This window comes from Janthinobacterium sp. LM6, assembly GCF_002002885.1.
Classification (GTDB): Bacteria; Pseudomonadota; Gammaproteobacteria; order Burkholderiales; family Burkholderiaceae_D; genus Janthinobacterium; species Janthinobacterium kumbetense.
Map to the genome: position 1 here is coordinate 3,439,187 of NZ_CP019510.1, position 26,732 is coordinate 3,465,918.

Consider the following 26,732-nt stretch of genomic DNA (forward strand, 5'->3'; position numbering starts at 1 on the left):
GCGTCAAGGCCGCACCACCCAGCGCACGTCTTCGAGCGACAGCAGCAGTTGCTCGGGCGCGCCGTCCGTAAAGAAGTTCAGGCGGAAATCCATGGCGGCGCCGCCATCCGTGGTCGGCTGCTGCGTGTCATACCATTGCTGCACCTGGGCCACCAGCGCCATGGGCGCGGCGGGCGGCTGGGCCGCATCGATGGGCGCCAGCACGGCCGGCAGCAGGCTGACCGGCAGCGAGGTGCGGGGAAAACCCGCCACGGCCGGCATCACGCTGTAGGAATAGCTGCCATCCATGGCGATGCGCACGCTGCCCGAGGCGCCCGTGAAGAGGGCGTTGAAGAAGCCCCGCATATAGGCCGCCACGTCGCTGCCGCCCACCGGTGCGACTTGCCGCAAATCATAGCCTTGCCAGCTCAGGCGTGGCAGGATGGGGTCGCTGAACTTGACGACCGGCGTCTGGTACAGGAAGGCGGGCATGGTCGACACCTGCGTCTGGCTGGGCGGGCACAGGTAGCGGTTGCGCTGCACGTACAGCGAGGCCTGGGCGTTCTTGTACACCATCACGTTCAGCCCCGGCATGCGCACCTCGCGGCCGGTATTGGCCAGCGCGGCGGCAAACGACAGGTCGGGCGCGGCGGCGGCGATGGCCGCGTAGCGGTAGGCCAGCAGCGCATCGGGCGGCGTGGGCGTGGCCGGCGTGGCCCGGTACTGCTGCGCATCGATGTCGAGCACGGGCACGGGCACGCTGACGATGCCGTTGCTCAGGGTGCCGGCCTGCGGGTCGTAGGTGGCGGGCGCGCCGCCGACGGTGACATTGAGCAGCGCATACCAGGCGTCGCCGCCATGGTCTTCCAGGCGCGCGTCGAATTCCACGGCCACGCTGGTCTCGCCTTGCGCCGCCGCCAGCCGCGCCGCGCCGAAATGCTGGCCATAGCTGGCTGCCACCTGGGTCACCAGCTGCTGGAAGGCGGTGGTGGCCAGAGTTGCCTTGGCGATACTATCGGCCGTGTCCTGCTTGCCGTCGAGGGGCGCGAGGAACGCGTCGAGGTCGGCCGAGATCAGCGGATAGTTGCTGACGAAGGCGGCCAGCGCCGTGAACAGGTCGGGACCGGTCGCCGCGGACAGCCTGGCAACCTGCGGCGGCACGTTGAGCACGACGCTGACGTGCACGGCATCCTGCGCCGCCTGGCGATAGGTGTAGCTGAAGCCGTAATCCCACTGTGCCAGCTGGGCCGGCTGCAAGCCAGCGGCGGCCAGGCGCAGGCGGCCGGCCTGCGGCGCGGCGGACGCGGTGGCGGTCTGCCGGTTGACCGTGGGCGGCACGGGCAGGGCGCGGTTCAGCACGGGGATGTATTGCGTACCATTGCCCAGCGCTACCTCGAACGGACCGGTGATGAACAGCAGCCACTGGCTTTGCATGTAGTTTTCGATGCCGGGCACGGGTTGCTGGTCGAATTCCATGTGCGTGATCTGATAGCGCAAGTCCAGCGGCACATAGGCCTGGCCTTCGACATTCTTCGAGATAAAGTTGAATGACAGCCGGCTCTGGTCCGCCACGGCCGTGCCCAGCAAAGGCAGCCGGGTCGGGAACAAGGTGTAGTTCTGGTTGCCGTCGCCGTCGGCTGTGCCCGCGCCGGCGGGCTGGCCGTACAGCGCCGGCGGCGCGTCCTTGTCTTTGTCGTCCGCGCCCGTGACCTGGTCCACGCCGTACACCACCACGGCGCCGGCGGCAAAGGCCGGCCCCAGGGTGGTCAGCAGCTGCTGCCGCATGGTGGCGGCCGCGCTGACGCGCGTGGCTTCGTCCGCGGCGCTGCTGCTGAGCACAGGGCTGACCGTGGCGCTGATGACGTCGGCCAGCGTCTGTTTCGCCTTGAGCACGAGGCCCAGCTGGCCGCTCTGCAGCGGATCGGCGACGCCGTTGAGGCGATCGAGGATGTAGGCGGGCGGCGCATAGGTGGCCGAGAGGAACTTGTCGATGGCGTCGAGACAGCTTTGCAGCCACAGGTTCAGGTCGACGCTATTTAGCGTCAGCGCATGCGGCGTATTGCTTGGATAGGCGTCGATGCTGACCGTGCGGCTTTCCAGCGAATTGGCGACGGGCAACGGCGCGTAGTAGCTGGCTTGCTGGCCCAGGCGGAAATGGATGCCCTGGCCGGGCGTGTCGCTGAACCGCACGGCGAACAGCTGCTGCGTCTGCTGGCCGGCGCTGCCCACGCGCGTCAGTCCCGCGCCCGCGCGCATCGACCATTGCGGCGTCTTCAGGCACGCTTCGAGCGCCTTGGCAAACGTGGTGTAGCTGGACGCGCCGCCATCCGTGTCGGCCTGCGGCAGCACGGCGCTGACCACGCTGGCGCCGTCCGGCAGGGCCGCCAGCGCGGGATCGAGCAGGATGGCCTGGCGCGTCAGCACCAGCGCCACGTCGAGCGCGATGCGGTTGGCGCCGGCCAGTTGCGCCAGCGGCACCGGCACCGACAGCGTGGCGGCGGGCGCCTTGGCGCTGCCGCCGCCGGCCAGGGTCTGCAGGTAGATGGCGCAGGCGGCGGCGAAGTCGCGCACCTGCCGCGCTTGGGCCTCGCCCAGCGGCTGCAGCGGCGTGGCCAGCAGGGAGTTGCTGAGCGAGATGCTCACCGCATTGCCGCTCAGTCCGGGCACGCCCAGGCCCGTATAGTCCTGGTGCAGCTGGAAGTACAGGCGCTGGTAGGTGGGCAAGTCTTGCATCGCATCGGCGGGCGTGGCGTAGGCCAGGCCATCCATGCGCAAGGTCAGCAGCAGCGCGGGCGCGCCGCCCGCATCGGTGCCATACAGGTAGCTGGCCTGGACTTTCGGCCAGGCGGACAGGCCCAGCAGGCGATCCGTGTAGCGCAGCGGGGCGGGGGCCTGGTCCAGCGCGCCCGTGTAGCCGGCCGGCGGCGCCTCGAACGGCGTCACGGTGGTGTTGCCGAACAGGTCTTGCCAGCGCAGGGCCAGCGACGCATGGCCGCCCACGCCCAGGTAGGGATTGTCGGCGGCGGGCGGCAGGCCGGCCGGTGGATTGGCCGGTGCCGCATTGAGCGTGGCGAACGGCCGTCCCTGGCTGTCGTTGCCCAGGTAGCCCAGCGCCTGGCGGTAGTCGTAATCGGCCAGGGCCGCGGCCGCATAGCGCCGGCGCTGCGCTTCGCCGGCGTCGCCGCCGTCGCCGTCGCCGTCGTTCGCATGGTCCTGCGGTCCGAAAGGCAGGCTGTAAGGACTGGGCAGGAAAAACGGGTTGCGGCCCAGGCCGGCCGACAGCGTGTTGTACAGCGCGGACAGGGTCGCTTGCGCATATTGCTGCTGTTGCTGCGGCGTGGGATCGGGCGGCAGCACGGGCACGCCGTCGTTGGTGCGCTTGAGCTGGAACGACAGGTTGCCCGGCGCCAAGGTCGCTTGTGCATCGAGGGCCAGGCTGTCGACGTCGAGCACGGCGCCATCGGCGTACAGGCCTTCGGTGTCGGCCGCGCCCAGGGCCAGGGCGTCCACCGACAAGCCGTAGTAGGCGGCCAGGGCGGCGAAGGTATTGCCGGGACCGTCAGAGGCGGCGGGCACGCGATAGACGAGCGGCGGAATGCGCATGGTTGCGCCCAGCGCCACCGTCACGCCGGGATTGTAGGCGGCGATCTGTGCCGCGCTCAGCGGGGTGGCGCCTGCCGAGTAATACGCGGCCAGCCGCTCCAGCGCTTGCGCGGGCACGGCCATGTCTTGCTGGTTCAGCTGGTGCAGGATGCCGGCCACGGGCACGCTGGCGCCGGCGCGCAGCGGCCGCACGGCGTTTTGCCGCGCCAGCTGCCCCACGCCCATGCCGTACGTGGCGGCCACGGCGTTCAGGGTGCGCGTGGCGGCCAGGGCCAAAGGCTGGCTCTTGGCCGGCTTGCTCAACGATTCGAACACCAGCACGTCCTGCTGCGGATCGATCGCCTGCGTCGTCAACAGCGCGTTGACGAAGTTCGGCACGGTGTCGGCGGCGCCCGCCGTCTGGCGCGCCAGCGGCACCACCAGGGTCAGCGTGGCCGTGCCCGTGGCGTCGAAGACGGATGGGGGCAGGCCGGCGCCCGACACCATGTCCTCGAAATACAGATAGTAGCCGCCGCCGCGCACCACCGATTGCTCCCACAGCAGCTTGATGAATTGCGAGGGGCTGTTGGCTATGCCGCGCGGCATGGCCGTCCCCGCCGCGTCCAGCAGCATGCGGCTGGCCGGCGGATGGCTTTCCGTGGACAGATTGGTTTGCGTCAGGAAGCACAGGTAGTCGGCATCGGCCTGGCCCGTCAGCGCCACCTGGTCGCTGCCGCCTTCGCTGTACAGCAGGAACAGGCCGGCCGCCAGGGTTTCGCCCACGGCGGCCATGCCGCTCAGCAGGTATTCCAGGCGCTGGGCATCGGCGGCCGACGGTCCCACCAGCTCGTAGACGTGGGCCAGGGTGGCGGCGCTGGCCAGCGCGGTGCCGCTGGCGTCGTTGGTGGCCACAGTGGCGGCCGGCATGCGCGTGATCTGGAAGTCCACGCGCATGGCGTAGGCATAGCCGTTCACGTCCTGGAACACCGTGCTGCTGCTGTTGGGCGGTGTGTTGCCGATGCGGGGACGATAGGCGGGCATCAGGGCGAGTATGTCCGCGTATGGCGCCTGGGGGTACAGCGTCTGCAGCGTATCCTGGCGCTGGGCGATGCTGGCCAGCATGGCGTCGGGCAATTGCCACAGATACGGCGCGGGCGCGGCCTGGCTGGCGGCGGCGCGCACCCCCGAAGCGGCGCCTGACGTCACGGCCGTCAGGCGCGCCAGGTCGGCGGTGATCCAGGCGGCGTAGCCAGCCGCAGGGAACTGCCGCGGCTGCAAGGAAGCCAGCGGCAGGATCTGCAGCGCAGGCGACGGCACGAAGCTGCCCGCCTGCGCATACGCCAGCACGCCCGACAGCAAGCCGTAGGCGGCGCCCAGGTCGATGGGCAGGCTGGTGCCGGGCGCGCCGGCGAAGGTGATGAAATCGAGGGCGACGCCATGCGACATGGCATTGCGTCCCAGGCCGATGCGGTAGCCGCCGGCGGCGCTGGCGGGCGTGGGGAATTGCTGGCCCGTCAGCTGGTACAGCGCGTAGTCGGTCTGCGTCTTGCTATACAGGAAGGATGGCGACAGGCTCAGGCCCGGCGCCACGGGCAGGCGCAAGCCATAGGTGATGAAGCGCGCGACCTGGCCGGCGGCCTGGGCCACGGCGCCGCTCGCCTGCACGCCTTGCCACAGCTGCTCCAGCGGCAAGGCGTCGAGGCGGGCGATGGCCAGCCGGCCCGGGGCCGCGGCGAACAGATTGGCGACGCCGGCATTGTCGCGCCCCAGCGCGGCCGTCGTGGCGGCGAAGCGGCTGGCGATGCCGGACAGGGTATCGCCGGCGACGGAAGTATAGGCCAGCGGCGGCACGGCGAGGATGGCCGTCGGCAGCAGCAGGTCGGCGCGCGCATACAGCGATGCCTGCTGCGCCAGGGCGGCCAGCGGCACGCCCAGCGCGGCGGCGATGGCGCCGAAGCTGTCGCCGGGCGCGGTGACGTGGCTGACGGCGCCGGCGCCGAAGTCGAAGACCAGCGTCACGCCCGTGCGCAGCGCGCGCGGTTCGGCATTCGCGCCGATCAGCTGGGCCGCGGTGGTTTGCCAGCGCCCGCCGGCGCCGGCCGGATCCGTGTAGCGGGCGGCGATGGCCGCCAGCGTATCGCCGGCCTGGATCACGTCGGACAGGCCGCCGACCTGCAGCGGCAGCGCGCCGTTCAGCGGATACGCGGCATTCGGCAGCGACACGTCATCCGCGTCGATGGCGTTGCCGGCCCGGTTGAAGGCGGCGACGATGCCGGCGATGCTGTCGCCCGGCTGCAGCGCATAGCTGTAATTGTCGAAGGCATCGATGGCCGATTGCAGCAGCGCGCGGCCGATCAGGCTGAAGACGTCGACGAAGATGAAGGCCGCCATCGATTCGGGCTCAGCGTCGTCCTGCGCCAGCATTGCGGGCTTGGCGGGCGCCTTGCCTACCCTGGCGGCCACCTGGCGCAGCACGCCGGCCACCGTGCTGCGGTACTGCTCAGTCGCCGTCGCGTAGGTCTCGAGGTCGATCGCTTGCGTGCCGGCGCCGCCTTGCGGGTCGGGGACGTTCAGCCGCAGCCCGTCGAACAGCGGGAATAGCGTGGCGCCGTCCATATTGGCGCCCGGCGCGCTGATGTTCACGGTGAAGCTGTCGCCGAGGAAGTGCAGCAGATCACCCATGCCGAACGGCTGCATGGCGGGGTCGGCCAGCACCTGGATGCCCGCCACCAGCTGCGCCAGCGTGACGCTGGCGGCCGCGGCGGCAACCAGGTCCAGCGCCGGGCCGTCGGCCCGCACCGCCGGCTGCAGGGCGTCGAGCAGCCACGGGAAATATGCTGTGCACAGCAGGTCGAACGAGGTCGTGCCGGTGCCCGCGCCGCCGGCGGCCGGGTCCGGCGCATCCATGGCGAACAGGCAGACGAACGCGCCTTGCTGCGCGCTGCTGGCCGTGGCGCCCTGCGGCGCCAGCACCGTGAATTGCGGCGCCGTCACCAGTTGCAGCACCGGTTTGGCACCGGTGCGCAGCACGCGGCGCGGCTGGCGGCGCGGCCCGGCGCGCAGCATGGCGGCCTGCAATTCCATCGGCAAGGTGCGCGCGCGGCCGCGCGCCAGGCTGTCCAGGCGCAGCGCGCCGCCGCCATCCCACGGCGCGCGGCTGTCGCTGCCGATGCGGAATTGCGCGCTGACGGTGGCGGAAAAGCCCACGGAAATGGTGAAGCTGAAGATGCCCAGGTCGATCTTGACGCGCAGGCTGATGCGCACCGAGGCCGTTACGGACAGGGGGATGGCGCGGTAGGATTCGTAGCCGATCTGCACCGACACGGTGATATTGACGAGCAGCGAAGCGCTGATGATCTTCAAGTCCACTTCGCCGTACAGCATGCCGATCACGCCGAACGTGCCCGTCAGCTTGAAGTAGCTGCTTTCCTGGACGCTGCCGGACGCGCCGGCGTTGGCCAGCGCGACCGCGCTGCTGCGGTCGTACGGATGGTAGGTGGCGATCACGCCTTCGATGATGCCGAACACGGTCAGCGCGAAGCCCGCTTTCAGCGGCCCCTTGACGAAGTTGTAGCCCAGGCCCAGCTGCAGGCCCAGGCCGAAGACGATGACGGGATTGAAATACCCGAGCTCGGTTTTCGGCACCTGCGTCGCCGTCGCGCTCGACAACTTGCCGAAATACACGCCGCCCGAGCCCAGCACCGGCACGCCGTAGACGATGGCGCTGAAGCTGAACGAGCGCGTAAAGTCCATATTGTAGGGAAAACCGATGTCGATCAGGAAATCGCCATTCGTATAGATCTTGATGCCGATCATCGGCAGCACCACGCTGACGGCGCCGAAGTTCAGGTTGCGTATGCTGTCGGGGAAGGTGAAGTCGATCTGGAACAGGCCCACGTCGTCGCTGATCTTCTTGTACAGGATATCGACCACCAGGCCGGCCAGGCCGCCCATCTTGGGGCTGCCCAGGGTCAGGCGCAGGCCGTACAGGTTGGGATCGTTGAAGACGATCTGCACGTCGACGGCCCACACGCCGGCGGTCTGCAGCACGCCGAAATGCGCGGCGATCAGCCAGTTGCTGTCCGGCTGGTAGTACGGCTGGCCGTGCACGCCGCTGCCCGGGTTGACGGGATTGTTCTTGCCCGTGGTGGGCGGCACGCCGGCCAGCGCGTCGATGACGGCCTTGGTCGAGCTGAAGTCGGACGCGCCGTTGATGGCCACGCGCTGGCCCAGCATCAGCAGGAAGACCTTGAAATAGCTGGAACCGGCGCCCGGCACGCTGGGCATCTCTTCCACGTCCTGGCCCTTGGCCGGGTCCAGCAGGTCGCCCATGCTGCCTTTGAGCAATGGCGGCACCGTGGCGTCCAGCGCCAGGGTCACCTTGCCGTCCGTATTGCGCTTGAAGACGATGCTGCGGATGACGATGAACCCGAGGTTGAGCGGTGAACTGAGCGTGTAGGTGGCGCTGAGGCGGTTCTTTTCGCCGGTTTTCAGCGAGACGTTGACGGACAGGCCGTCCAGCGTGACCTGGTTCAGCAAGTCCCACGGCGACGGCAGCACGAAATACGGATCGCCCAGCGTGCGCACGAGCGCCTGGATCAGGCTGCCCAGCGACCAGCCCGCCAGGGTGAAGCTGAGCATCTCGTTGCCGCTGGTATAGGTTGCCGTGAAGCCTTCCCAGCTCACGTACAGCGTGTGGTTCGGCCCCTTGTCCGTCGGCTGGAACGCATAGCCGAAGCCCAGCTTCAGATTGATGGCGGTATAGATCCATACGGCATCGGCCTTGCCCGAGAATTGCTGCGCGGCCGGCTTGGCGCCGTCATACTGCACCGAGAGCGTGGCTTTCTGCAAGCCGATCTCTTGCTGGCCAAGCAGGAACAGCCAGGTAAAGGTGGTGTCGACCGTGTAGCTGGTGGCCAGGTCCGTGCTGGGCTTGCCGCTGGGAATGACTGCGTCGATGGCGAACGCGGAAATCTTCAGGTTGCCCGGCAAGAAGACCGGGAAATCATAGATGCCGCCGGCGGCAAAGAATTGCTTGATCATCTCGCCCACGTCGAGTTCTTGCGCGAGCGAGGCGGAGAGGGTCCAGCGGGGCGGCGTTTCCTGGCTGCTGTAGGCCACGCTGACGGCCGCCTGCAGGCTGGCGCCCACGCCCAGCAAGCCGGAAATGGAACCGGCCCAGGCCGTGCCGGCGCCCGCCTTGCCGGCATCGACAAGGATCAACGCGCCTTCCTGCTTGTCCGCGGCCACCGTGGCGCTGATGCCCGACAGGCTGATCTGGCCATCCGAAATGCTCAGGATGGGCGCGCCGCCCACCGTCAGGAAGGACAGGCTGATGGCGTAGTCGCTGGAAAACGCGAAGGACTGGGCCGCGCCGTCTATGCTCAGCGCGATATTCGACACCTCGGCCTGGATGCTGTCGGGCAGGCTGACGAGGCCGTTCGAGACGACGGACAGGAAATCCGACAGCGTGGCCTTGCCGGGAAAGTTGGCCTGGAACAGTTGCGCCGAGTTGAACTGCACCTCGAATTCGCCGCCCGGCGTGCCGTCGAGGTTGCGAAATACCGTGGGCAACAGCGTGAAGGTGGTGCCGAACAGGTATTCATAGCGCGACTTGCCGCTGGCCTTGCTCGCCAGCGGCTGGTACGCCGTCCAGTCGAGGAAGAACGAGGTGACGGTAAAGCTCAGCTCGGGCGTGGGCGCCGGGATCGGTTGCCAGCTCAGATCGCGCACGCTGCGCAGCTGCAGCGTGACCTGGTCCACCGTGGGCGCCGCCTTGGGCGGGATGCTGCCGCTGATGGTCATGCCGCCGAGGCCGAACGACGTCAGGAACTCCTGCAGCACGGCCGGGGTGGCGCGGAAATAGCTGGCGCCCCCGCCGATCAGGCCGATGGCGGCGGCGGGACTGAGGGGCGGCCCGTCGCTGCCCGCTTCCAGGCTGACCGCGTAGTTGCCGTCGCCTTCGGCGTTCGATGGCTGCAGCAGCAGCGACAGCGTGTAATCGGCGGCGCCTGCGCCTTCCACGCTGAGCGTGGCCGTCAGGGCCAGCGTGGCGGCCTGGTCGCCGTCGGCCGCTTCCTCGTCGTCCGGTTCGCCTTCGCCGCGCAGCAGCAGCTGCATGCCGTCGTCGAGCAGCAGGGCGTCGGGCGGCGGCGCATCGACGGGCGGCGGGATCGTCACGGTCAGGCTGGGCGCGGCCACGCGCAGGTAGCCGGCGAATGTGCAGTCGAGCTCGCTGAGCGTGGCCGACAGCACGCCGCTGGGCATCAGGCCGCCCAGTTCGAACGTCTTGCCGTCGTACAGCGCCATGTCCAGGTAGCCGCCGATCTGCAGCTTGCCCGGCGGCGCCGCCAGGTCGGAAAACAGTTCCAGAAACGGCGTCACGAAGGCGGGCAGGGCCACACTGGCGCTGAGATTCTGCTTGGCGCCCCCTGTGACGGGCAGCGCGCCGTCGCCGCCCCATGGATAGACGCCGTCGGCGCTGGAAAACACCAGCAGCGCACCCGACAACGGCAACTCGCTGAACGGCCAGCCGCCCATGAAGGGAAAGCTGCTGTCCCAGTTCCAGTCGGCGGGACTGGCGGCCGCCTGCACCACCAGCACGGCCGCGTCATCCCCGTCGTCATCGTCGTTGTCGCCCGGCGTGCGCGCGGCGGCAGGCTGGGTGGAAAACACCAGCGTGGCCGGGGTGTGCAGCAGGCCGCCGATGAAGGGCAGGCTCGCCTTGCTGACCGTAAACACGCCGTCGCTGACGGCGCCCACGTCGGCTGGCGCGCAGCTGATCAGGAACTGCGCCGCGTCGATCTGGAATGCCTGGCCGATGATGGCGTCGAATTTTTCGGGCGGCGCGACGTCCGGGTCGGCCAGGCCCGCTTCCAGGAAGGCGGCATCGAGGGCGAACGGGCCGCTGCTGGCGGCGTTGACGATGGCTTGCTGCAGGTTTTCCAGCGCGGTATCGGTGGTGGCCATACGAACTTGCTCCTTGAATCAGTCATGATGTCCGGGGCGGACGCTCGCACCCGCCCGGACGCTCTGTCTACAGCACGGCAAACAGCGCCAGGTGGTCGCTGGTGCTGCGCAGGTAGCCGTAATTGGCCCAGCCGTTCAGCGTGCGCGCCTGGCCCACGGCATACACGGCCGCCGGCGATTGCGGCCAGACCATGCCGGCAGGCACGTTCGGAAATTGCGCGGGCAGGGCGCGCGTGCCGGTGGGCACGCCCGGGGGCATGGCGCCCGCCACCGTGAACGGCGTGCCCGAGACGGGGTTCATCACCGTGAACTGGTAGTTATTCGCCGGCACCAGCGGGTTGACGAGCATATTGTCGATCGAGAAAAAGTTGCTCACCATATCGCTGCCGATATAGTTATAGCCGGGATACGGCGCCGCCACCAACGCGCCGCCGGCCGTATTGTCGGACCACAGGAAGCGCGATTGCTGCGTCAGCTGCTGCTTGGTGCGCTTGGGGCGGATATGCGTGGCCAGATAGCCCTGATACGCGTCCAGCGTCAGGTTGGCGGCCGCCGGCATGACGGGCGGCGGGTCCAGCAGCGGTATGTAGTTGATCGCGCGCAACTGGTCGTAGGCCGTCGTCCGCCCGCCTGCCGCTGGCGGCTGCGCGTAGATGGCGTTCAGGTTGAAGTCGCCGCAGATCAGCTTGATTTCATTGTGCGGCGCGCCGGCGGGCGCCGCCGCCACGTCGAGCACGCCGCGCAGCAGGATATTGATGAAATTGGTGGCGCCGCCGTGGTTGGGCGGCGCATGCACGGCAAACAGGGTCAGGTTGCGCGTGATGGCATTGGCCTGGTTGGTTTCCACGAAACTGACCATGAAGGGCTGGCGCAAGCCGTTGAAATTGACCAGGCCGCCAGCAATGGGCGGCGTGGCTGGCGCCGGCGCGGGCGCGAAGGCGATGCGCGCCGCCGCCATGCCCTCGGCCAGGCCGCCGTTGTACTGCGCGCCGGCCGGGATGGTGCGCGCCGGCTGGCCTTGCGGGTTGAGCAAATCCTGGATGTCGGGCGTGCCGGCGCCCCCGGCCGGGTAGGCGGCGGGCACGGCGCCGGCCGCCACGGCCGACACGCCGCCGCCCGTCCACACGTTCGGCCCCGTGAAATAGCGCCGCACTTCCGTGGGCGTGCCAACCGTGCCCGATATGCCGCGGTACAGCACGGCGACCGATTCCGTGCGCCCGCCCGTGCCGACTTTCAGCGGCGGCACCATGCGCCAGGCAGCGCGGTTGGGGTCGGCTGGGTCGGTGCGCAGCTGTTGCAGCAGGAAGATCGCGCCCTGCAGGCCGCCCGTGTCGGGCGCCAGGTCGCCGACGCCGGCCGCGCTGGCCGACACCTCGATCAGGACGAAAATATCGGGCTGCGTGGCGCGCAGGATGGTCAGGATGTGGTTGCGGCGCTGCAGCGCGGCCACGGCCGGCAGGTTACCGCCGCAGCGGCCGCCTTCGCCATAGCGGGGCCGCTTGCGGCTGGGATTGTTGACCTTGTTGATGCCGAAGTTCTCGATATTCCAGTACACGACGTTGGTCATGCTGCGCTCCCCAATGAAATGGCAGGCAATGGCAGCGCGGCCAGTGCCTGCTCCTGGCGGGCGGCCGCATCGGCGATGTATGCGGCATACCAGCCCAGGCTGCCCGTATTCTTCGGGTCGCCAAACAGGAAGAACTGGATGTTCGCGTCGGGCGGCAGCTTGGCGATGCCGAGGAACTTGATGGCGATGTTGTCGAGCCGCAGGCAATAATAGTAGGAGTCGCCGTCGGGCACTTTTTGCCGCATCAGCCCGATATTGTCGATGGCCAGCTTGAAGATGCCTTGCAGGCTGATCAGCCTGGCGCCAGGCGCCGCGCCGGGCAGCGACAGACCGACGAAGACGGCTTGCTCGTCGTCGCCAGCCGTGCTGGCGGGCGACCAGGCCAGCAGCAGGGTCGAGTGGAAGCCGGCGGCCGAGACGAGCGCGCCCGGCCCGCCCATGGTGACGTCGTACACGACGCCGTGCCATGGCCCGTCGAGCGTGCCCAGGTTCAGCGCCGTGCTGACGGGCAGGAAGCCGAAATCGGCCGGCTTTTGCCCGTCGGCGGCCGCGATAAAGCCCGACAGTTCCAGGCCGAAGCCCTTGAACAGGCTGTCCGGCCTGGCCTGGCTGGCGTCGAGGTCGTAGGCCAGGCTGGCCGTCACCTCGTCGAAGCGCACGGCCGACGGCGTCGTCTGCGGATAGCGCATGTCGATCACCAGGTTGGAAAAGGCCAGGCCTGCGCCGTCCGGCGGCAGGTCCGGCGCCAGCGCGCCGAACGACAGCAGGTCCAGCGCGGCGCCCGCGCGGTCGTCCAGGCTGGCGAAGTCCAGCGTGCCCCAGACGGAAAAACGGTTCAGCACGGTCGCGCCCGCGTCGGTGGTGCCCAGGCAGTTGAACTGGATGCGCTGGAAAGCCACGTGGCGCAGCAGATTGCTGTCGAGGCTGAATATCGACGGCGTGGCTTGCTCGAAGATGTAGATGCCGGTGCCGTTCTGGTCGATATAGCTGCCGTCGAGGACCACGCCGTTGTTCGGCATCGCATTGCCGCCGAAGGTGGTGGCCGTCACGCGCGAGCCGAGCAGGCCGTTGACGGCCAGCTGCACGTAGCTCTTGAAGGTCTTGATGACGGCATTGTCGAACAGCACCTGCAATTGCAGCACGCGGAATGCATAGTTGTCGGTGTCGGGCAGGGCGATCGGCGTATCGGGCGGCAAGCCGTTGCGCTGGCCGGCGGCGAAGGCAGGGTCCTGATAGTCGACCAGGCCGAAGGTGCTGGAATTGCCGTCGAGGGTGATGCTGCCGTCGCCATGCACCGTCACGCGGCTGGCCGTGAAGCCGAAATGGTGGGCGACGAAGCGCGTCAGGTCGAGGCCGGCCGCGATGCCCTGCAGGCCGGGCGGCAGACTGGACGGATCCAGGTCCGCCTGCAGCACCAGCACGCCCGTCCAGGCGGGATCGCTGACCAGTTCCAGGAAATGCCGGTACGGCGATTCGGGCTTGTCCGCCGCCAGCACCTCGGCCGCTTCGATGAGGTCCTGCAGCCACTGCGACAGCCCCGTGTAGGCGATGCCCTGGACGCCGGGGCCGGCGTCGGCGGCCAGCGAAAAATCGGGCGCGCCCGACCAGGCGTTCGGATTGGCGACGCGGTCCCTGACACTGCCGCTGCAATACTTGAGCAGCATCACGTTGCGGTAGGACGTGGGCGTCACGCCGACGCCCACCTGCGCTTGCATGGTCCAGCCCGCGATGCCCACGGTATTGTCGAAGCGCGCGCCGCCGTCCGACAGGTGGGCCGCGTTGACGGCCACGAGGAACAGCTGGTTGGTCTGCAAGGCATCCTGCAAGGTGGCGTCCGGGAAGCGGAAGCCGAACGGCAAGACCTGGCCGCCGCCGCCCAGGGTCTGGCCCAGGGTCACCGACAGGAAGGCGTCCTGGTCCTGCGCCTGGCTGGACACGGTGGCGACCGCTCCCTGCGGCGTGGTGCGGTAGTGCGGCGCTTCCGCCACCGCCTCGCCGGCGGCCAGTCCGCGCACGCGGCGGCTGGCGGCCGCGCGCGCCTGCCAGGTGGCGCCGGCGCCGCTGGAAATGACGGCCTTGCGCGTGGCGGCCACGATGCTGCTTTCAAAGCTCGACAGCAGGGCGGCGTCGATGTCCAGCGGGCCGCCGCTGACGGCGCCGCCATACGGCAGCAGGGGAAAGGCGTGCGCGGCGCCCTGCGGCACGGGCAGCGCGGGCGGCGTCGAGGCGAGCACGGTATCGGCGGCCACGGCGCGCAGCAAGGCGGCCGCCCGGGCGGCCGGCGGCAGGCCGTACATGGGACTGCCCGCCGGCTCCGCATGGTATTGCGGCATGGCCGCGCCGCCCTTGAGCACGCTGGCCCAGCAACTGAGGTAAACGGCCGTCAGCGGCGTGGCCACGTTGCCGGAATCGGGCAAGTCCAGGGTCGCGGCCTGGAACGGGAAGACGGGCGCGTAGGCGGGCGAGGCGGGCACGAACAGCAGGCTGTCATTCTCCGGCGCGCCGCCGTCATAGGTGGTCATGCTCAGCTGTTCCGAGCCGAAGATGCCGCATAACAAGTTTGTCTGCGTCCCGTCAGCCTGGCCGGTGGCGCTCAGGCCGAAGCGCCCGGCCGGCGTCAGCAGGGCCTTGCTGGTCGCGGGCGCAGACGGTGACCGCGCGGCGCAGCCAAAGGCCAGGGCGCCCGACTGCAGGCCGATCACGGGCGGCTGCCCGCTGGCGGCGCCCAGCGGCCGCAAGGTCGTCGCATGGCCCAGCGCCGTGCGGTAGGTGGACGGCAAGGCGGGCCGGTCGGCCGGCAGCAAGCCGCAGCGCAATACCCCTTCCAGCCTCGCCTGGGCGGACAGCTTCTGATTGTAGGGATCGAGCGGGTCGACCGTGCCGACCCAGGCCAGGCTGGCCGACAGCTTGGCGGGCGCGCTCAGCGCCGGGTAGAACAGCTGCTGCAGCTGGCCGCTGGCCGTATCGCGCGCGGTCATGGGGAAGCCGACGGCCAGGCCGCTTGGGCCGAAGGTGACGGGAGGGTTGACGGTGGCCGTAAACGTCAGGCAGCCCGCATTCGCGCCCGCCAAAGGCACGAACGTGCGGATCGTGCTGCCGCTGCCCGTGACGCGTATGCCGATGTCGCCGGCGTTGCGCTGGAAGGCCAGCGCCGGCGGCGTCGCCAGCGGCGCGGACAGCCGCAGACAGCCGCTGACGGCGTCGATGGACAGGCCGACGCCGGACAGCACGTTGAACAGCAGGTCCTGTCCCAGCCGGAAATTGACGTTGGTGCTGGTGGCAAAGCCCATGGTCAGCTGGTTATAGGTGTAGCTGCAGCCGTAGTTCTTGAAGGAATCAGACGGCGCCGCATCGGTGTCGCGCAGCCACAGCAGCGCGTTCAGGTTCAGTCCCGGCGCCGACGACTGCCGGTCGATATAGGCGACGAGGGCGGCGATGAAGGGGCCGGGCGCCGCGTCCAGCGCCGCCGGACGGGCGCTGGCAAACACGTAGCTGCCCATGCGCTGCGGCGACAGGCTGTCGGCATAGCTGATGCTGTCCGGGGGCGTGGCCGGCGGCGCGACGGGCGGCAGCAGGTAGCCGGCCCAGGCATGGTCCGCCTGCGGCGGCGATTCATACAGGCTGACCTTGCTGGCGGGATCGGTGGCGACGAAACTGAAACCCATGACAACCTCCACTCAAGACGCGACTCGGGCTGCGATGCGGCGGCATGGCTGCCGCGCGGCAACGCAATCGTTTACAACGGGTGGGCCCGGAAGGGCGTCGGATGGCCAGGCGGCTTGCCTGGATGCGGTGGCGGGCGGCCATCCAGAGCGCCCGCCCGCAGGCGGGCGCGGAACCGCCGCTTACTGCGAGTTGGAGGTAAAGGTGGCCAGCACGAAGCCCGTGTAGCTGTACACGGTGCCGCCGTCGACGATGTCGCCGGAGAGCAGCACGTTATACAGGCCCGTGCTTTGCGGCGAGTAGGTGACCGTCAGGCCGGCTTTCCACGTGACGACGCCGTTGCCCGTGTCGCTGGCCAGCTTGGCCGTGGTGAAACCGGTGGTGACGCTGGGATTCCAGTACGTGGTGCGGCCCTGGAACTGGAAGGCGATGCCGGTCTGGTTGTTGCTGTCGCCGCTGGCGATGGACAGCGCGATGCTGTTCGGCGTGGTGTTGGTGGTGACGCTTTGGCCGGAAGCCAGCGTATGGTTGGTGACTTCGACGCGAGGTAAGTTAGACATGACATTCTCCATGAGGTGATATCGGCCTGCACTTGCGGTGGGCGCCCCGTGGCCGACAGGTTCGGGGCAGTTGGGTAAGTCGGTGGAAACGGCATTGCAACGGCTTTGCGACCATGCCATAAAAATATGGCGGGACAATACGCAATTTCAAATAAAGACAAGACATTTGATATTAATCAATCCGTAATTGATTAATATATTTCTTATTTGCTTATTCAAAAAAAATAGTTTCCGGCTATTCGGAATATAACCATGTCGGCTCTTGCGCATGACGAGTAGCGATTCTATGCCTATTTTTTTGCGCGATTCTCTCGAATTGTCGCAAAAGCAAGAATAATGGGGCGTCCGGAGGCGGTGCGGGAATGCGCCGCCGGCCATTTTTCGCGGCGGCAGGCAAGCGGGATAGGAAATGCAATTGAATATAAACGGTTTATTGATTTAAATAGATGGCATGCGCGGCTTTATTGCGCGGCCGGCGCAGGCAGGGCCGGACAGCGTTCAAAAACGGCTACCACCTTGCCAGTCAGCGTGTATTGCGTGCCGTCATCGAGGATGGGGCCATCGATGAGGATTTGATATTGCTGCGGACCGAGCGCCTGGAAACGCAGGGTCAGTCCTTTCTGGAACGTCACGACGGTATCGCCGCGGTCGGCGCCCAGCTGCAGCAGGATATTCGCCGTCGACAATAAAACCGTCCAGTACGCGGTGCCGTTGGCGCGCAGCGCCACCAGGGTGTTGTCATTGATATCGTTGCTGGCCGTGGCGACGGCGTCGCTGTTGACCGTCAGCGCCATGGTTTGCGGCGCCCGGCACGCGGGGGCCGGTTCTGCCAGCTGGCGCGCCAGCGCCGGGGCGTCGCCACCGAGCGATAGCAGCAGCACGGCAGCCAGCCAGGGGCCGCGCCAATTCAGCTGATACATGGTGGAGGTGGTGTTCCGCGCATGCGACCCATCGTAACGAAATTCGGCCGGAAGAGCAAACGCATGCCGACCGCAGGGCGTCGCCATGGCCGCCATCCCCATCTGCTATCATCGTGCCGTTTTGGCCAGCGCCGCGGGCGCCGGTCCGGTATTTATGCAAGGAAAAAAATGAATAATCGCATTTCCCTGCTGCGCCAGCGCGGCGTGCAGGACAGCGGCAAGGTGGGCATGATCGAGCTGTTCTTCGACCTCGTGTTCGTATTTGCCGTCACGCAACTGTCGCACGGCTTGCTGGCGCATTTGACCGCCATGGGCTGGCTGCAGACGGGCCTGCTGCTGATGGCCGTCTGGTGGGTGTGGATCTTCACGTCGTGGATCACCAACTGGCTCGATCCCGAACGCATTCCCGTGCGCATCAGCCTGTTCGCCATGATGCTGGGCGGCTTGCTCATGTCGGCCTCGATTCCCGAAGCGTTCGGCACGCGGGGCCTCGGTTTTGCGGGCGCCTACGTCGCCATGCAGGTGGGCCGGCCCCTGTTCGCCTGGTGGGCCGTGCGCCATGAGGAATTGTCGCGCCGCCGCAATTTCCAGCGCATCGCCCTGTGGGCCGTGCTGTCCGGCATCTTCTGGATCGCCGGCGGCATCGCATCGCCCGAGCAGCGCATCTTCTGGTGGGGCGCGGCCCTGCTGATCGACCTGGCCGGTCCCTGGATGCAGTTCGGCATGCCGGGCCTGGGCCGCTCCTCGACGGCCGACTGGGATGTCGACGGCGGCCACATGGCCGAGCGCTGCGCGCTGTTCGTCATCATCGCCCTGGGCGAATCGCTGCTGGTGACGGGCGCCACCTTCGCCGGCCTGGAATGGACGGCCGCCAACTGGCTGGGCTTTTTGTCGGCCCTGGTCGGCAGCATCGCCATGTGGTGGATTTATTTCGACACGGGCGCCGAGGCGGGCCACCACCGCATCGCCCACTCGAAGGACCCGGGCCGCATCGCCCGCAAGGCTTACACGTATATCCACGTGCTGATCGTGGGCGGCGTGATCGTTTCCGCCGTGGCCGACGAACTGGCCCTCGTGCATCCGGACGAAGCCAGTTTTGCCGGCATCAGCGCCTTGCTGGGCGGCCCGATCCTGTATCTGCTGGGTAATGCCTTATTTAAATGGGTCAGCAACGACCGCGCCACGCCGCCACTGTCGCATCTGCTGGGCATCCTGATCATCCTGGCGCTGATCCCGATGGCGTACGGCCGGCTGTATTCACCGTTGACCCTGGCCTGCATCACCAGCTGCGTGCTGGTATTGGTGGCCGTGTGGGAACATATGGCATTGCGCCGTCCGCCGCCGGAGATCGATCTTTGAGGCGCGATCTCTGATGCGCGATCTCTGACGTCGGTTTGACCTCAACCGGGCGGCGCGATGCCGTCCGGATCGCTGCGCGTATCGAGCTGCAGCTGCAGGAACGCCAGGTCCAGCCAGGCGCCGAACTTGGTGCCCACCTGGCGCATCAAGCCCACTTCCTCGAAGCCCAGCTGCCTGTGCAGGGCGATCGAGCCGGCATTGCCCGCTTCGATGCCCGCCACCATCACGTGTTTGCCCAGGCCGCGCGCCCGCGCGATCAATTCCCCCATCAAGGCCTTGCCCACGCCGGCGCCGCGCCGATCGGCGCGCACGTACACGGAATGCTCGACCGTATGCCGAAAACCCTCGAACGGGCGCCAGTCGCCGAACGAGGCGTAGCCGGCCACGTTTTGATCCGCATCAATGGCGACGAGCACCGGATAGCCGGCCTTTTCGCGGTCGGCCAGCCAGGCGGCGCGGTTGGCCGCATCGACCGTCCGTTCATTCCAGATGGCCAGGGTATTGCTGACGGCATCGTTGTAGATGGCCGTGATGGCCTCGATGTCGCCCGCGTGGGCATCGCGTATCTGCATGTTGCTCTCCTTGCTAGTCGTCTACTATAATGGACAAATCATAGATTGCCACCCACGCTTTTGTCCAATAAATCCTGAGTATGTCCACTAAACCAGACGAATTGAACCAGCGCATCGGCGCCAGGGTACGCCTCGAGCGGGAAAGCCTGGGCTGGTCGCTGACGCAGCTGGCGGCCCGCTCGGGCGTGTCGCGCGCGATGGTGCACAAGGTGGAGCGCGGCGATTGCAGCCCTACGGCCACCTTGCTGGCGCGCCTGTCGGGCGCCTTCGGCCTGAGCATGTCCGAATTGATCGCCCGCGCCGAAATGCGCGAGGGGCGCTTGCTGCGCAAGCTTGAGCAGCCCGTGTGGGTCGACCCGCAGAGCGGCTATGTGCGGCGCCACGTGTCGCCGGCGTCCGACATGCCGCTCGACCTCGTGCATATTACCTTGCCGCCCGGCGCCGTGGTGGCCATGCCGGCCGCCGCCTATGCGTCGCGGCGACAACTCATCTGGTCGCTGACCGGCAGCCTCGTCTTCCTCGAAGGAGAGACCCGCCACGTGCTGGACGAGGGCGACTGCCTGGAACTGGGCCCGCCAGCCGACTGCGTGTTCAGGAATGAAACGGCCAGCGCTTGCACCTACGCCGTGGCGGTATTGAAAGGAGCTTGACCTTAAGTCAGCGCTGCCGCGCGCAACTGGGCGATGAAGGCGCGCGCGGCGGGCGCCTGTTCGTGGCGGCGGAAAGCCGCGGCGATTTCCGAGCTGATCTGCGGCGCTGCCAGCTCGCGGAATACCACGCCGGGCAATTGCACGCTGGCCATCACCGAGTGGGGCACGATGGCGCAGCCCACGCCCAGCGACACTTCCGTCAGCACGGCCACCAGGCTGCCCGGGCGCGACACCACCTGCGCCGCAAAGCCGCCGCGCCGGCTCACCTCCAGGGTGCCCAATTCCTGTTCCGGCACGATGAAGACCTGCTGCGCCAGCGCGGCCGGCCCCGCCACCTCCAGCCGGGCGAGCGGGCTGTCCGCCTGCACGGCCAGCACGAAGCGGTCGCGCAGCAAGACCACGCTGTCCAGTCCGTCCGGCAAGTGCAGGGGCGGGCGCACGAACGCCAGGTCGACGCGGCCCTGGTCCAGCAAGCCGGGCAGGGCATCCATCGCGTATTCGCGCGCGCCGATGTGGATGCCGGGGTGGCTGGCGCGAAAGCTGGCGAACTGGTCCTGCAGCACGCCTGAGTAGGCGGCCGAGGCCACGTAGCCGATTTCCAGCCGTCCCAGCTCGCCCCGTCCCGCCCGCCGCGCCACTTCCTGCGCCTGCGCCAGCTGCGCCAGCGCGCGCGCCGCTTCCAGCACGAACAATTCTCCGGCCGCCGTCAGGGCCACGGCGCGCTTGCTGCGCTGGAACAGGCGCGTGCCCAGCAGGCTTTCCGTTTCCTGCACCTGCTTGGTCAGCGCGGGCGGAGAGATGCCGAGCTCGGCGGCCGCCCGCGCAAAGTGCAGGCTGTGCGCGACGGCCAGCACGCAGCGGAAATGCCGCAATTCCATGTCTTTGTCTGTATTCACCATCAGTAAATTATAAGGCGATCATCTTATAACAGGAAATAATACAATCCTGCTTAAAATACAGGCATGAAGAATACCAACTGGACCCTCTATACGTGCTCGGGCGTGTGCGCGCTGATCATGCTCGACACCAACGTCGTCGCCGTCTCGCTGCCGTCGATCGCCCGCTCGCTCAACGCCAGCTTCGTCGACGTGGAATGGGTGGTCAGCGCCTACATGCTGGCGTTCGCCTCATTCCTGTTGCCTGCCGGCAGCATCGCCGACCGCCTGGGACGGCGCAGGGTGATGCTGTTTGGCCTGGCCGTGTTCGCGCTGGCGTCCCTGCTGTGCGGCCTGGCCTGGACGCCGTTCGTGCTCAACGTGGCGCGCGCCGTCAAGGGACTCGGCGCCGCGCTGCTGCTGACGTCCGCGCTGGCCGTCATCGGCCATACCTTCCACGCGGAAAAGGAGCGGGCGCGCGCCTGGTCCGTGTGGGGCGCGGCCATGGGCGTGGCCATGACGGTGGCGCCGCTCTTGGGCGGCCTGGTCACGAGCGCCATCGACTGGCGCTGGATCTTCTACCTGAACCTGCCCGTCGTGGCCATCTTGATGTGGCTGGTAAGCAGGCACGTGGACGAGTCGAAGGACGCGTCCAACGCCAGCTTCGACCCGGCGGGCGCGCTGCTGTTTTCCGCCGGCCTGTTCTGCATCATCTGGGGCCTGATCGACGCCAGCGTGGCGGGCTGGTCCAGCCATGCCACCATGCTGCGCTTTGCGGCGGGCGCGGCGCTGCTGCTGGTGTTCGTGCTGGCGGAGCGGCGCCAGCGCGCGCCCATGGTCGATTTGAGCCTGTTTGGGAGGCGCGTGTTCGTCGGCGCCGTGCTGGGCATGTTCGGCTACGCCATTGCCGCGCAAGTGATGATGACGTTCTTACCGCTGTATCTGCAGAACGGCTTCGGCTTTTCCGCCGTGCTGGCCGGCTGCGCCATGCTGCCGTTTGCCGTCGCCATGGTCGTGCTGTCGCGCCTGGCGCCGCGCGCCATGCGCCATCTGGACGACCGCGGCATTTTAGTGACGGGCTTGCTGATCGTCGCCGTCGGCAACGTGGCCACGGCCCTCGCCGCCGGCAGCCTGCAGTACGGCTGGGTGGCGGCCGGCATGGTTGTCACGGGCGCGGGGGCCGGATTGCTGAACGGCACGACCCAGAAGGCCATCCTCGCCTGCATCCCCAGGGAGCGCACGGGCATGGGATCCGGCATCAGCACCACCACGCGCTTCGTCGGCATCGTGCTGGCCGTGGGCGCGCTGGGCGCCGTGCTGGCCATGCGCACGGCCGCCTCGTTCGAGAAACTGGCGTGGCTGCACGGCTTGAAGGCTTCGCCCGAGATGATAGGACGCATCGTCGCCGGCAACGCGGCCGACGCCTTCGGCCAGCTGCCGCCCGCCATGCAGGCCGTGGCGCAGGAAGCGGCCCGGCACGCCTTCATCGACGGCTTTGCCAGCGTGCTCTACCTGGCTGGCGGGCTGGCGGCCGTGGTGGCGGCGCTGGTGTTCGTGCTGGCCAGGCCGCTGGAAAAAGTGTAACTCTTCAGTAATATGCGCGTGCGCCGCCTCTGCTTGTAATATGATGCCATCGAGCAATACATGGCAATCATATAACTACCACAGGTATTCGCATGCGCAGAAAACGCATTATCGTGACCAGCGTGCTGGTCGCCGTCATCGGCGTAGCCGCTCCCCTGAGCCTGGCCTTCTATCTGTCGTCCGTGCGCGCCGAGCAGGGCGAGCAGGAACGCCTGCGCCTGCTGGCCGGTTACGCGCTCGAGCGCGCCCACCGCTCGATCGCCTCGGCCAGCATGGCCCTGCGCAGCGCCGATGCCCTGGACCTGGCGCCGTGCTCGGAAGCGCATATCCAGCAATTGCGCCGCATCACCATCACCACGCGCAGCATCGACGATATCGGCTACGTGGAAAACGGCTTGCTCAAATGCACGTCCACGGGCATCGAGGAAGAGCGCATCGCCGTCACGCCCGCCGACTTTACCCTGGCCAACGGCATGGGCCTCGATTTCAACCTGCGTCCCGTCGTCAGCGGCGGCAAGCGCATGGTGGGGCTGTCCCACCGCGCCTATAAGGTGCTGATCGATCCCGTGCGCTTTTCCGACGTCATCGTCGACAGCGACATCCAGATGGCCGTGGCCATCGGCAAGGAAGGCGTACTCGACACCTTGCACCATCCCGACCCCGCGCTGGTGCAAAGCTTGCTCGCCGGACTGCCGGCGAACGTAGACGCGGCGCACGACGGCAGCATCCATGCGACGCTGTATCGCGACGGCTTGACGGCCGTCATGATCGAGCCGCGCAGCAAGCTGAACGACAGGCTGCGGCGCGAACAGCTGCTGCTCTTGCCCATGGGTTTATTGATGGCCGCCTTCATCGTCGGCATCGTCGTGTGGCTGTCGCGCCGCCGGCTGTCGCTGCGCGGCGAACTGGAAACGGCGGTCGAGCGGCGCGAATTCTTTGTCCATTATCAACCGATTATTGCCCTTGACACGGGCGTGTGCGTGGGCGCCGAGGCGCTGATACGCTGGCGCCGTCCCGACGGCAGCATGATACGGCCCGACCTGTTCATCCCCGTGGCCGAGGAAAGCGAGCTGATTCTGCCCATCACGGACCAGGTGATCGATTGCGTCATCGCCGACATGCGCGCCGCGCTGCTGGCCGACCGCGAATTGCACATCGCCATCAATCTGTGCGCCAGCGATATCGAGACGGGCAGGGTGCTCGACGTGCTCGAACGCGCGCTGGCCGGCACCGGCATCGAGGCGCAGCAGATCTGGCTGGAAGCGACGGAGCGGGGCTTCATCAACGTGGAAGCGGCGCGCGCCACCATCGACAAGGCCCGGGCGCGCGGCCATGCCGTGGCCATCGACGACTTCGGCACCGGCTATTCCAGCCTGTCGAGCCTGCAAAACCTGCCGCTCGACGCCTTGAAGATCGACAAATCGTTTGTCGACACCATCGGCACGGACGCGGCCACCAGCAGCGTCACGCCGCACATCATCGCCATGGCCCGCACCCTGAACATGCTGATCGTGGCCGAAGGCATCGAAACGCAGCAGCAAGCCGATTATTTGCTGGAACGCAAGGTGGAATTCGGCCAGGGCTGGCTGTTTGCCAAAGCGCTGCCGGCCGCGGAGTTCCTCGCCTTTTATCAAACGCGCCGCGCGCCGCCGTCCCCATGAAACCGCCACGCGTTCCCTATCCCTTGCAGCCGCTGCGCGTACCGGGCGGCTGGCACATCACCGTCAATACCCTGTTCGAAGTGGAGCCGGGCCCGGACACCATGGAATGGTTCAGCAGCGCATTGCTGCTGTGGGGCAGCTGCCGCGACAGCGGTTTCTGCTTCAATTCGCACTTCGAGCCGGAAGACGATCCGCAGGGCGAATTCGTACTGGAGATGGGCAAGGTGGCATACGACCGCGACGGCAAGATCGTGCAGGGCAGCGACGCCTTCCTGGGCGAGTTTCGCACGCGCAGCAAGGCGGAATTTGTCGCGCGGGTCGAGCAATTCATGCAAGACCCGGCAGCTTGATCGCTACGGCTTGCGCGGCAAGACCGTGTCCTGTCCGCTTTGCTTGAGCACGGCGCTGGCGATCTTGCCCGCCGCATCGCGCGTAAACGCCAGTTCCGCGTCGATGGCGCGGAAAAAGAATTGGTCTTTCGCGCTGGCAAACAAAGGGGCGGATCCCATGCCCGTGCCGGCCGCTTCCAGGCCCTGCTTGCCCAGGCTCACCGTCAAGGTGAAATCCTTGTCCAATGGATACTCGCCCACGTACTCGGCGAGCGCGGCGCGCGGCACGTCGATGGCCGCTTGCGGCTTTTTCAGCGGCGGCAGGGGCGTGCCGGGCAGCAAGGTGGACAAGCCCAGCGCATCGACGTCGCGCGCCGTATTCGTCAGGACCACCACGCCCCGCTTGCCGTCCGTCGTGAACGCCGCATAGCTGCTGTAGCCGCCCGTCTGGCCGCTGTGCCAGGCGTAGGCCTGGCCCTGCCGCTGTTCCAGCAGCCAGGACAGGCCGATTTTCGTGTCGTCGCCGGACGCCACCGGACGCTGCGGCTGGATCGCCAGCGCATACGGGCGCAGCGGCTTGAACATATACGCCTGCAGGTAGGCGACCATGTCGCGCGCGCTGGAATACACGCCGCCGGCCGGCGCCACCACATTCAAATCCCAGGCAGGCGTGGCTTCGCCCGACAGCAGATGGCCGGGCGCCAGGCGCGCCAGCATGCCGTGCGTGGGCTTGTTCGAGGTGGAACGCATGCCGAGCGGCACGGCGATGCGCTTTTGCAGCAGCGCTTCATAGCTGGTGCCGGCCTGGGCCGCCAGGGCCGTGCCCAGCACGGCATAGCCGATGTTCGAGTAGTCAAAGGCCGTGCCCGGCGCATGCGGCAGGTGGTAGGCGGCGAGAAACTGCCGCTGCTTCGCTTCCGTGTAATCGGCATACGGGTTGGCCGGGTCCTTGGGCGCGAAGTTGTCTGGCAGGCGCGGCAGCGAGGAATAATGCGTGGCCAGGTCGAGCAGGCTGATCGTTTTTCCATCGAAGGCAGGCACGGTATAGTCCGGCAACAAGGCCGCCACGGGCTCGTCGAGCTTGACCTTGCCTTCGACGACGGCGTTGGCCAGCAGCAAGGCCGTCATGGTCTTGGTGACGGAACCGATCTGGTAGACGGTGTCGGCGCCAGGCTTGGCGCTCTTGCCCGCCTGGCTGCTGCCAAAACCATACACGGCGCTGTCCTTGCCTTCGATTACGGCGATGACGATGCTGGCATGCAGGCCCGTGCGCGTGAGTTCTTCCGCGCGCTGGCGCACGGCATCATCCAGTGCGGGCGCGGCCAGTGCAGGGGCGGCCAGTGCAACGGTGCCGGCGAGGCAAAGGGGGAGGAGGGCGAAAGTGGGTGTCATGGGTAACCTTGTCCAGGGTGGATCGAAGGCACGCCGGCGCATGGGAAAGGTGGCTGGCATGCCTGGTGAAGGATACGGGCCCAACATGAAGGTTGCCTGAGTTTTATGTTTGCCGGTATGGCAAGGCTTGCGTTTGCTCAATGTTCAGCCATCGGCGCTTCCAGCAGGCACGCCAGCTGCGCGCGCATGTCGGCAGACATGCATTGCAGCAATTCACCGCGCCGGCGCGCATCGGCCCGTTTCTTCGACGGTACATCGGCCAGGTCGGGCGCCCGGTAGGGGGCGCAGGGCAGGTGATAGTTGCCGTCGCGCATGCGCAAGGCATGCAATTCCTGCCACGCCAGGTCGTAATCGGCGGCGATATGGCGCCGGCGCCGCGCATTCAGGGCGATGCGGTTGTCGTTGCTGATCAAAAACAGGTTATTGCAGGCAAAAAAATCGCCGAAATCGCGCAGGGCCGTCACCATCAGGTTTTTCGGGCGGCAACCGTGCAGCGCCCGCGTGGCTTCCTTGACGGCCAGCTTGCCGGCCTCGCAGCGCAAGCCTTGCAGCGCGCCCAGCTGCAGGGACACGCCATCGGCGCGCGGCAGGAACAAAAAGCTGGCCAGGTAGAACGGCTGGCCGTCGCGCGTCAGGCGCAGGCACAGTTCTCCTTCGCGGTAGCTGTCGTGGATGGCCGTCAGCTGCAGGCGGTACAGCGCCCCATCCTTGCCTTCGAACGCGGCCAGCACCAGGGGCTGGCGCGCGGCCCGCTCGACCAGGGCGCGCGCCCCGGCTTGCCACAGGAAGCGGTAATGCCCTTCCAGCAAGGCCAGTCTATCCGCGCAACCGAGCTGGCGCGAGGCGTAAGGGCGGTAGATCTTGAAGCGCAGACAGGGATGCAGCTGCGCCAGCGAACTCAGGCCGGGCATGCTGCCCAGGAAAGCTTGCCAGCGCGTGCGCTGGCGGGGAAAGAAGAGGGCGCCCAGCGCCGCTTTCAAGCGGTGGCCGCTGGCGGGGTGTGGTTGCACGGCGGGTGGCACGGCGGCGCCGTGGCGCAGAGCTAAAGCGATGTCATTCATGATTCTGCC

At 67.6% G+C, this 26,732-nt stretch carries 14 protein-coding genes; 5 read left to right on the forward strand and 9 right to left on the reverse strand.

What is annotated here, in order from left to right:
* Positions 1–3 precede the first annotated feature (3 nt).
* The 5 genes from BZG29_RS15125 to BZG29_RS15145 form a co-directional block, all read right to left on the reverse strand.
* Positions 4–10,530 (reverse strand): LysM peptidoglycan-binding domain-containing protein, encoded by a 10,527-nt coding sequence (locus BZG29_RS15125; RefSeq protein ID WP_216350307.1) that lies wholly within the window; start codon positions 10,528–10,530, stop codon positions 4–6.
* Between the two features lie 67 nt (positions 10,531–10,597).
* Entirely contained in the window at positions 10,598–12,097 is a 1,500-nt protein-coding gene (locus tag BZG29_RS15130) for an endonuclease/exonuclease/phosphatase family protein (RefSeq protein ID WP_077404335.1), read from the reverse strand.
* Positions 12,094–15,762, reverse strand: a complete 3,669-nt coding sequence (locus BZG29_RS15135) for a hypothetical protein (protein WP_077404339.1) — start codon at positions 15,760–15,762, stop codon at positions 12,094–12,096. Before BZG29_RS15135 ends, BZG29_RS15130 begins: the two co-directional genes overlap by 4 nt.
* A gap of 180 nt (positions 15,763–15,942) precedes the next feature.
* On the reverse strand, positions 15,943–16,320 hold the full coding sequence (locus tag BZG29_RS15140; protein WP_077404342.1) for a hypothetical protein: 378 nt from the start codon (positions 16,318–16,320) through the stop codon (positions 15,943–15,945).
* Between the two features lie 461 nt (positions 16,321–16,781).
* The gene (locus BZG29_RS15145) at positions 16,782–17,240 is read right to left on the reverse strand and encodes a hypothetical protein (protein ID WP_077404345.1); all 459 of its coding nucleotides are present in this window, start codon (positions 17,238–17,240) and stop codon (positions 16,782–16,784) included.
* 168 nt (positions 17,241–17,408) lie between these two features.
* Between BZG29_RS15145 and BZG29_RS15150 the strand changes: the two genes are divergently transcribed.
* Positions 17,409–18,599 carry a low temperature requirement protein A gene (locus BZG29_RS15150; RefSeq protein ID WP_077404348.1) on the forward strand — a complete coding sequence of 397 codons (1,191 nt, stop codon included), beginning with the start codon at positions 17,409–17,411 and terminating at the stop codon, positions 18,597–18,599.
* Between the two features lie 41 nt (positions 18,600–18,640).
* Here the strand turns inward: BZG29_RS15150 and BZG29_RS15155 are convergent, their stop codons facing one another.
* Positions 18,641–19,171: a GNAT family N-acetyltransferase gene (locus BZG29_RS15155; RefSeq protein WP_077404351.1), complete on the reverse strand. Its 531-nt coding sequence runs from the start codon at positions 19,169–19,171 to the stop codon at positions 18,641–18,643.
* Positions 19,172–19,251: 80 nt separating this feature from the next.
* Here BZG29_RS15155 and BZG29_RS15160 point away from each other — a divergent pair, with 80 nt between their 5' ends.
* Entirely contained in the window at positions 19,252–19,821 is a 570-nt protein-coding gene (locus BZG29_RS15160; protein ID WP_077404354.1) for an XRE family transcriptional regulator, read from the forward strand.
* 2 nt (positions 19,822–19,823) lie between these two features.
* On the opposite strand, the gene BZG29_RS15165 is transcribed toward BZG29_RS15160, so the two are convergent.
* Complete coding sequence (locus BZG29_RS15165; protein ID WP_253192586.1) at positions 19,824–20,720, reverse strand: LysR family transcriptional regulator; 897 nt, start codon at positions 20,718–20,720, stop codon at positions 19,824–19,826.
* Positions 20,721–20,783: 63 nt separating this feature from the next.
* On the opposite strand from BZG29_RS15165, the gene BZG29_RS15170 reads away from it, so the two are divergent.
* From BZG29_RS15170 to BZG29_RS15180, 3 genes are all read left to right on the forward strand, one after another.
* Positions 20,784–22,280, forward strand: coding sequence for an MFS transporter (locus tag BZG29_RS15170; protein ID WP_077404357.1), 1,497 nt, complete (start codon positions 20,784–20,786; stop codon positions 22,278–22,280).
* A gap of 92 nt (positions 22,281–22,372) precedes the next feature.
* A complete protein-coding gene (locus tag BZG29_RS15175) occupies positions 22,373–23,941 on the forward strand; it encodes an EAL domain-containing protein (RefSeq protein ID WP_077404360.1) in 1,569 nt (522 codons plus the stop codon).
* Positions 23,938–24,291 (forward strand): hypothetical protein, encoded by a 354-nt coding sequence (locus BZG29_RS15180; protein WP_150130923.1) that lies wholly within the window; start codon positions 23,938–23,940, stop codon positions 24,289–24,291. Before BZG29_RS15175 ends, BZG29_RS15180 begins: the two co-directional genes overlap by 4 nt.
* Positions 24,292–24,294: 3 nt before the next feature.
* On the opposite strand, the gene BZG29_RS15185 is transcribed toward BZG29_RS15180, so the two are convergent.
* Together BZG29_RS15185 and BZG29_RS15190 are read right to left on the reverse strand one after the other, a co-directional pair.
* Positions 24,295–25,662 carry a serine hydrolase gene (locus BZG29_RS15185; protein ID WP_171985025.1) on the reverse strand — a complete coding sequence of 456 codons (1,368 nt, stop codon included), beginning with the start codon at positions 25,660–25,662 and terminating at the stop codon, positions 24,295–24,297.
* Positions 25,663–25,799: 137 nt separating this feature from the next.
* Entirely contained in the window at positions 25,800–26,723 is a 924-nt protein-coding gene (locus BZG29_RS15190; RefSeq protein ID WP_150130924.1) for a DUF535 family protein, read from the reverse strand.
* Positions 26,724–26,732: the final 9 nt, after the last annotated feature.

What these genes read in the sequence shown, in the direction of transcription:
- BZG29_RS15125 (WP_216350307.1), bottom strand. Translation starts at nt 10,530, where the DNA reads ATGGCCACCACCGATACCGCGCTGGAAAACCTGCAGCAAGCCATCGTC.
- BZG29_RS15130 (WP_077404335.1), bottom strand. Translation starts at nt 12,097, where the DNA reads ATGACCAACGTCGTGTACTGGAATATCGAGAACTTCGGCATCAACAAG.
- BZG29_RS15135 (WP_077404339.1), bottom strand. Translation starts at nt 15,762, where the DNA reads ATGGGTTTCAGTTTCGTCGCCACCGATCCCGCCAGCAAGGTCAGCCTG.
- BZG29_RS15140 (WP_077404342.1), bottom strand. Translation starts at nt 16,320, where the DNA reads ATGTCTAACTTACCTCGCGTCGAAGTCACCAACCATACGCTGGCTTCC.
- BZG29_RS15145 (WP_077404345.1), bottom strand. Translation starts at nt 17,240, where the DNA reads ATGTATCAGCTGAATTGGCGCGGCCCCTGGCTGGCTGCCGTGCTGCTG.
- BZG29_RS15150 (WP_077404348.1), top strand. Translation starts at nt 17,409, where the DNA reads ATGAATAATCGCATTTCCCTGCTGCGCCAGCGCGGCGTGCAGGACAGC.
- BZG29_RS15155 (WP_077404351.1), bottom strand. Translation starts at nt 19,171, where the DNA reads ATGCAGATACGCGATGCCCACGCGGGCGACATCGAGGCCATCACGGCC.
- BZG29_RS15160 (WP_077404354.1), top strand. Translation starts at nt 19,252, where the DNA reads ATGTCCACTAAACCAGACGAATTGAACCAGCGCATCGGCGCCAGGGTA.
- BZG29_RS15165 (WP_253192586.1), bottom strand. Translation starts at nt 20,720, where the DNA reads ATGGTGAATACAGACAAAGACATGGAATTGCGGCATTTCCGCTGCGTG.
- BZG29_RS15170 (WP_077404357.1), top strand. Translation starts at nt 20,784, where the DNA reads ATGAAGAATACCAACTGGACCCTCTATACGTGCTCGGGCGTGTGCGCG.
- BZG29_RS15175 (WP_077404360.1), top strand. Translation starts at nt 22,373, where the DNA reads ATGCGCAGAAAACGCATTATCGTGACCAGCGTGCTGGTCGCCGTCATC.
- BZG29_RS15180 (WP_150130923.1), top strand. Translation starts at nt 23,938, where the DNA reads ATGAAACCGCCACGCGTTCCCTATCCCTTGCAGCCGCTGCGCGTACCG.
- BZG29_RS15185 (WP_171985025.1), bottom strand. Translation starts at nt 25,662, where the DNA reads ATGACACCCACTTTCGCCCTCCTCCCCCTTTGCCTCGCCGGCACCGTT.
- BZG29_RS15190 (WP_150130924.1), bottom strand. Translation starts at nt 26,723, where the DNA reads ATGAATGACATCGCTTTAGCTCTGCGCCACGGCGCCGCCGTGCCACCC.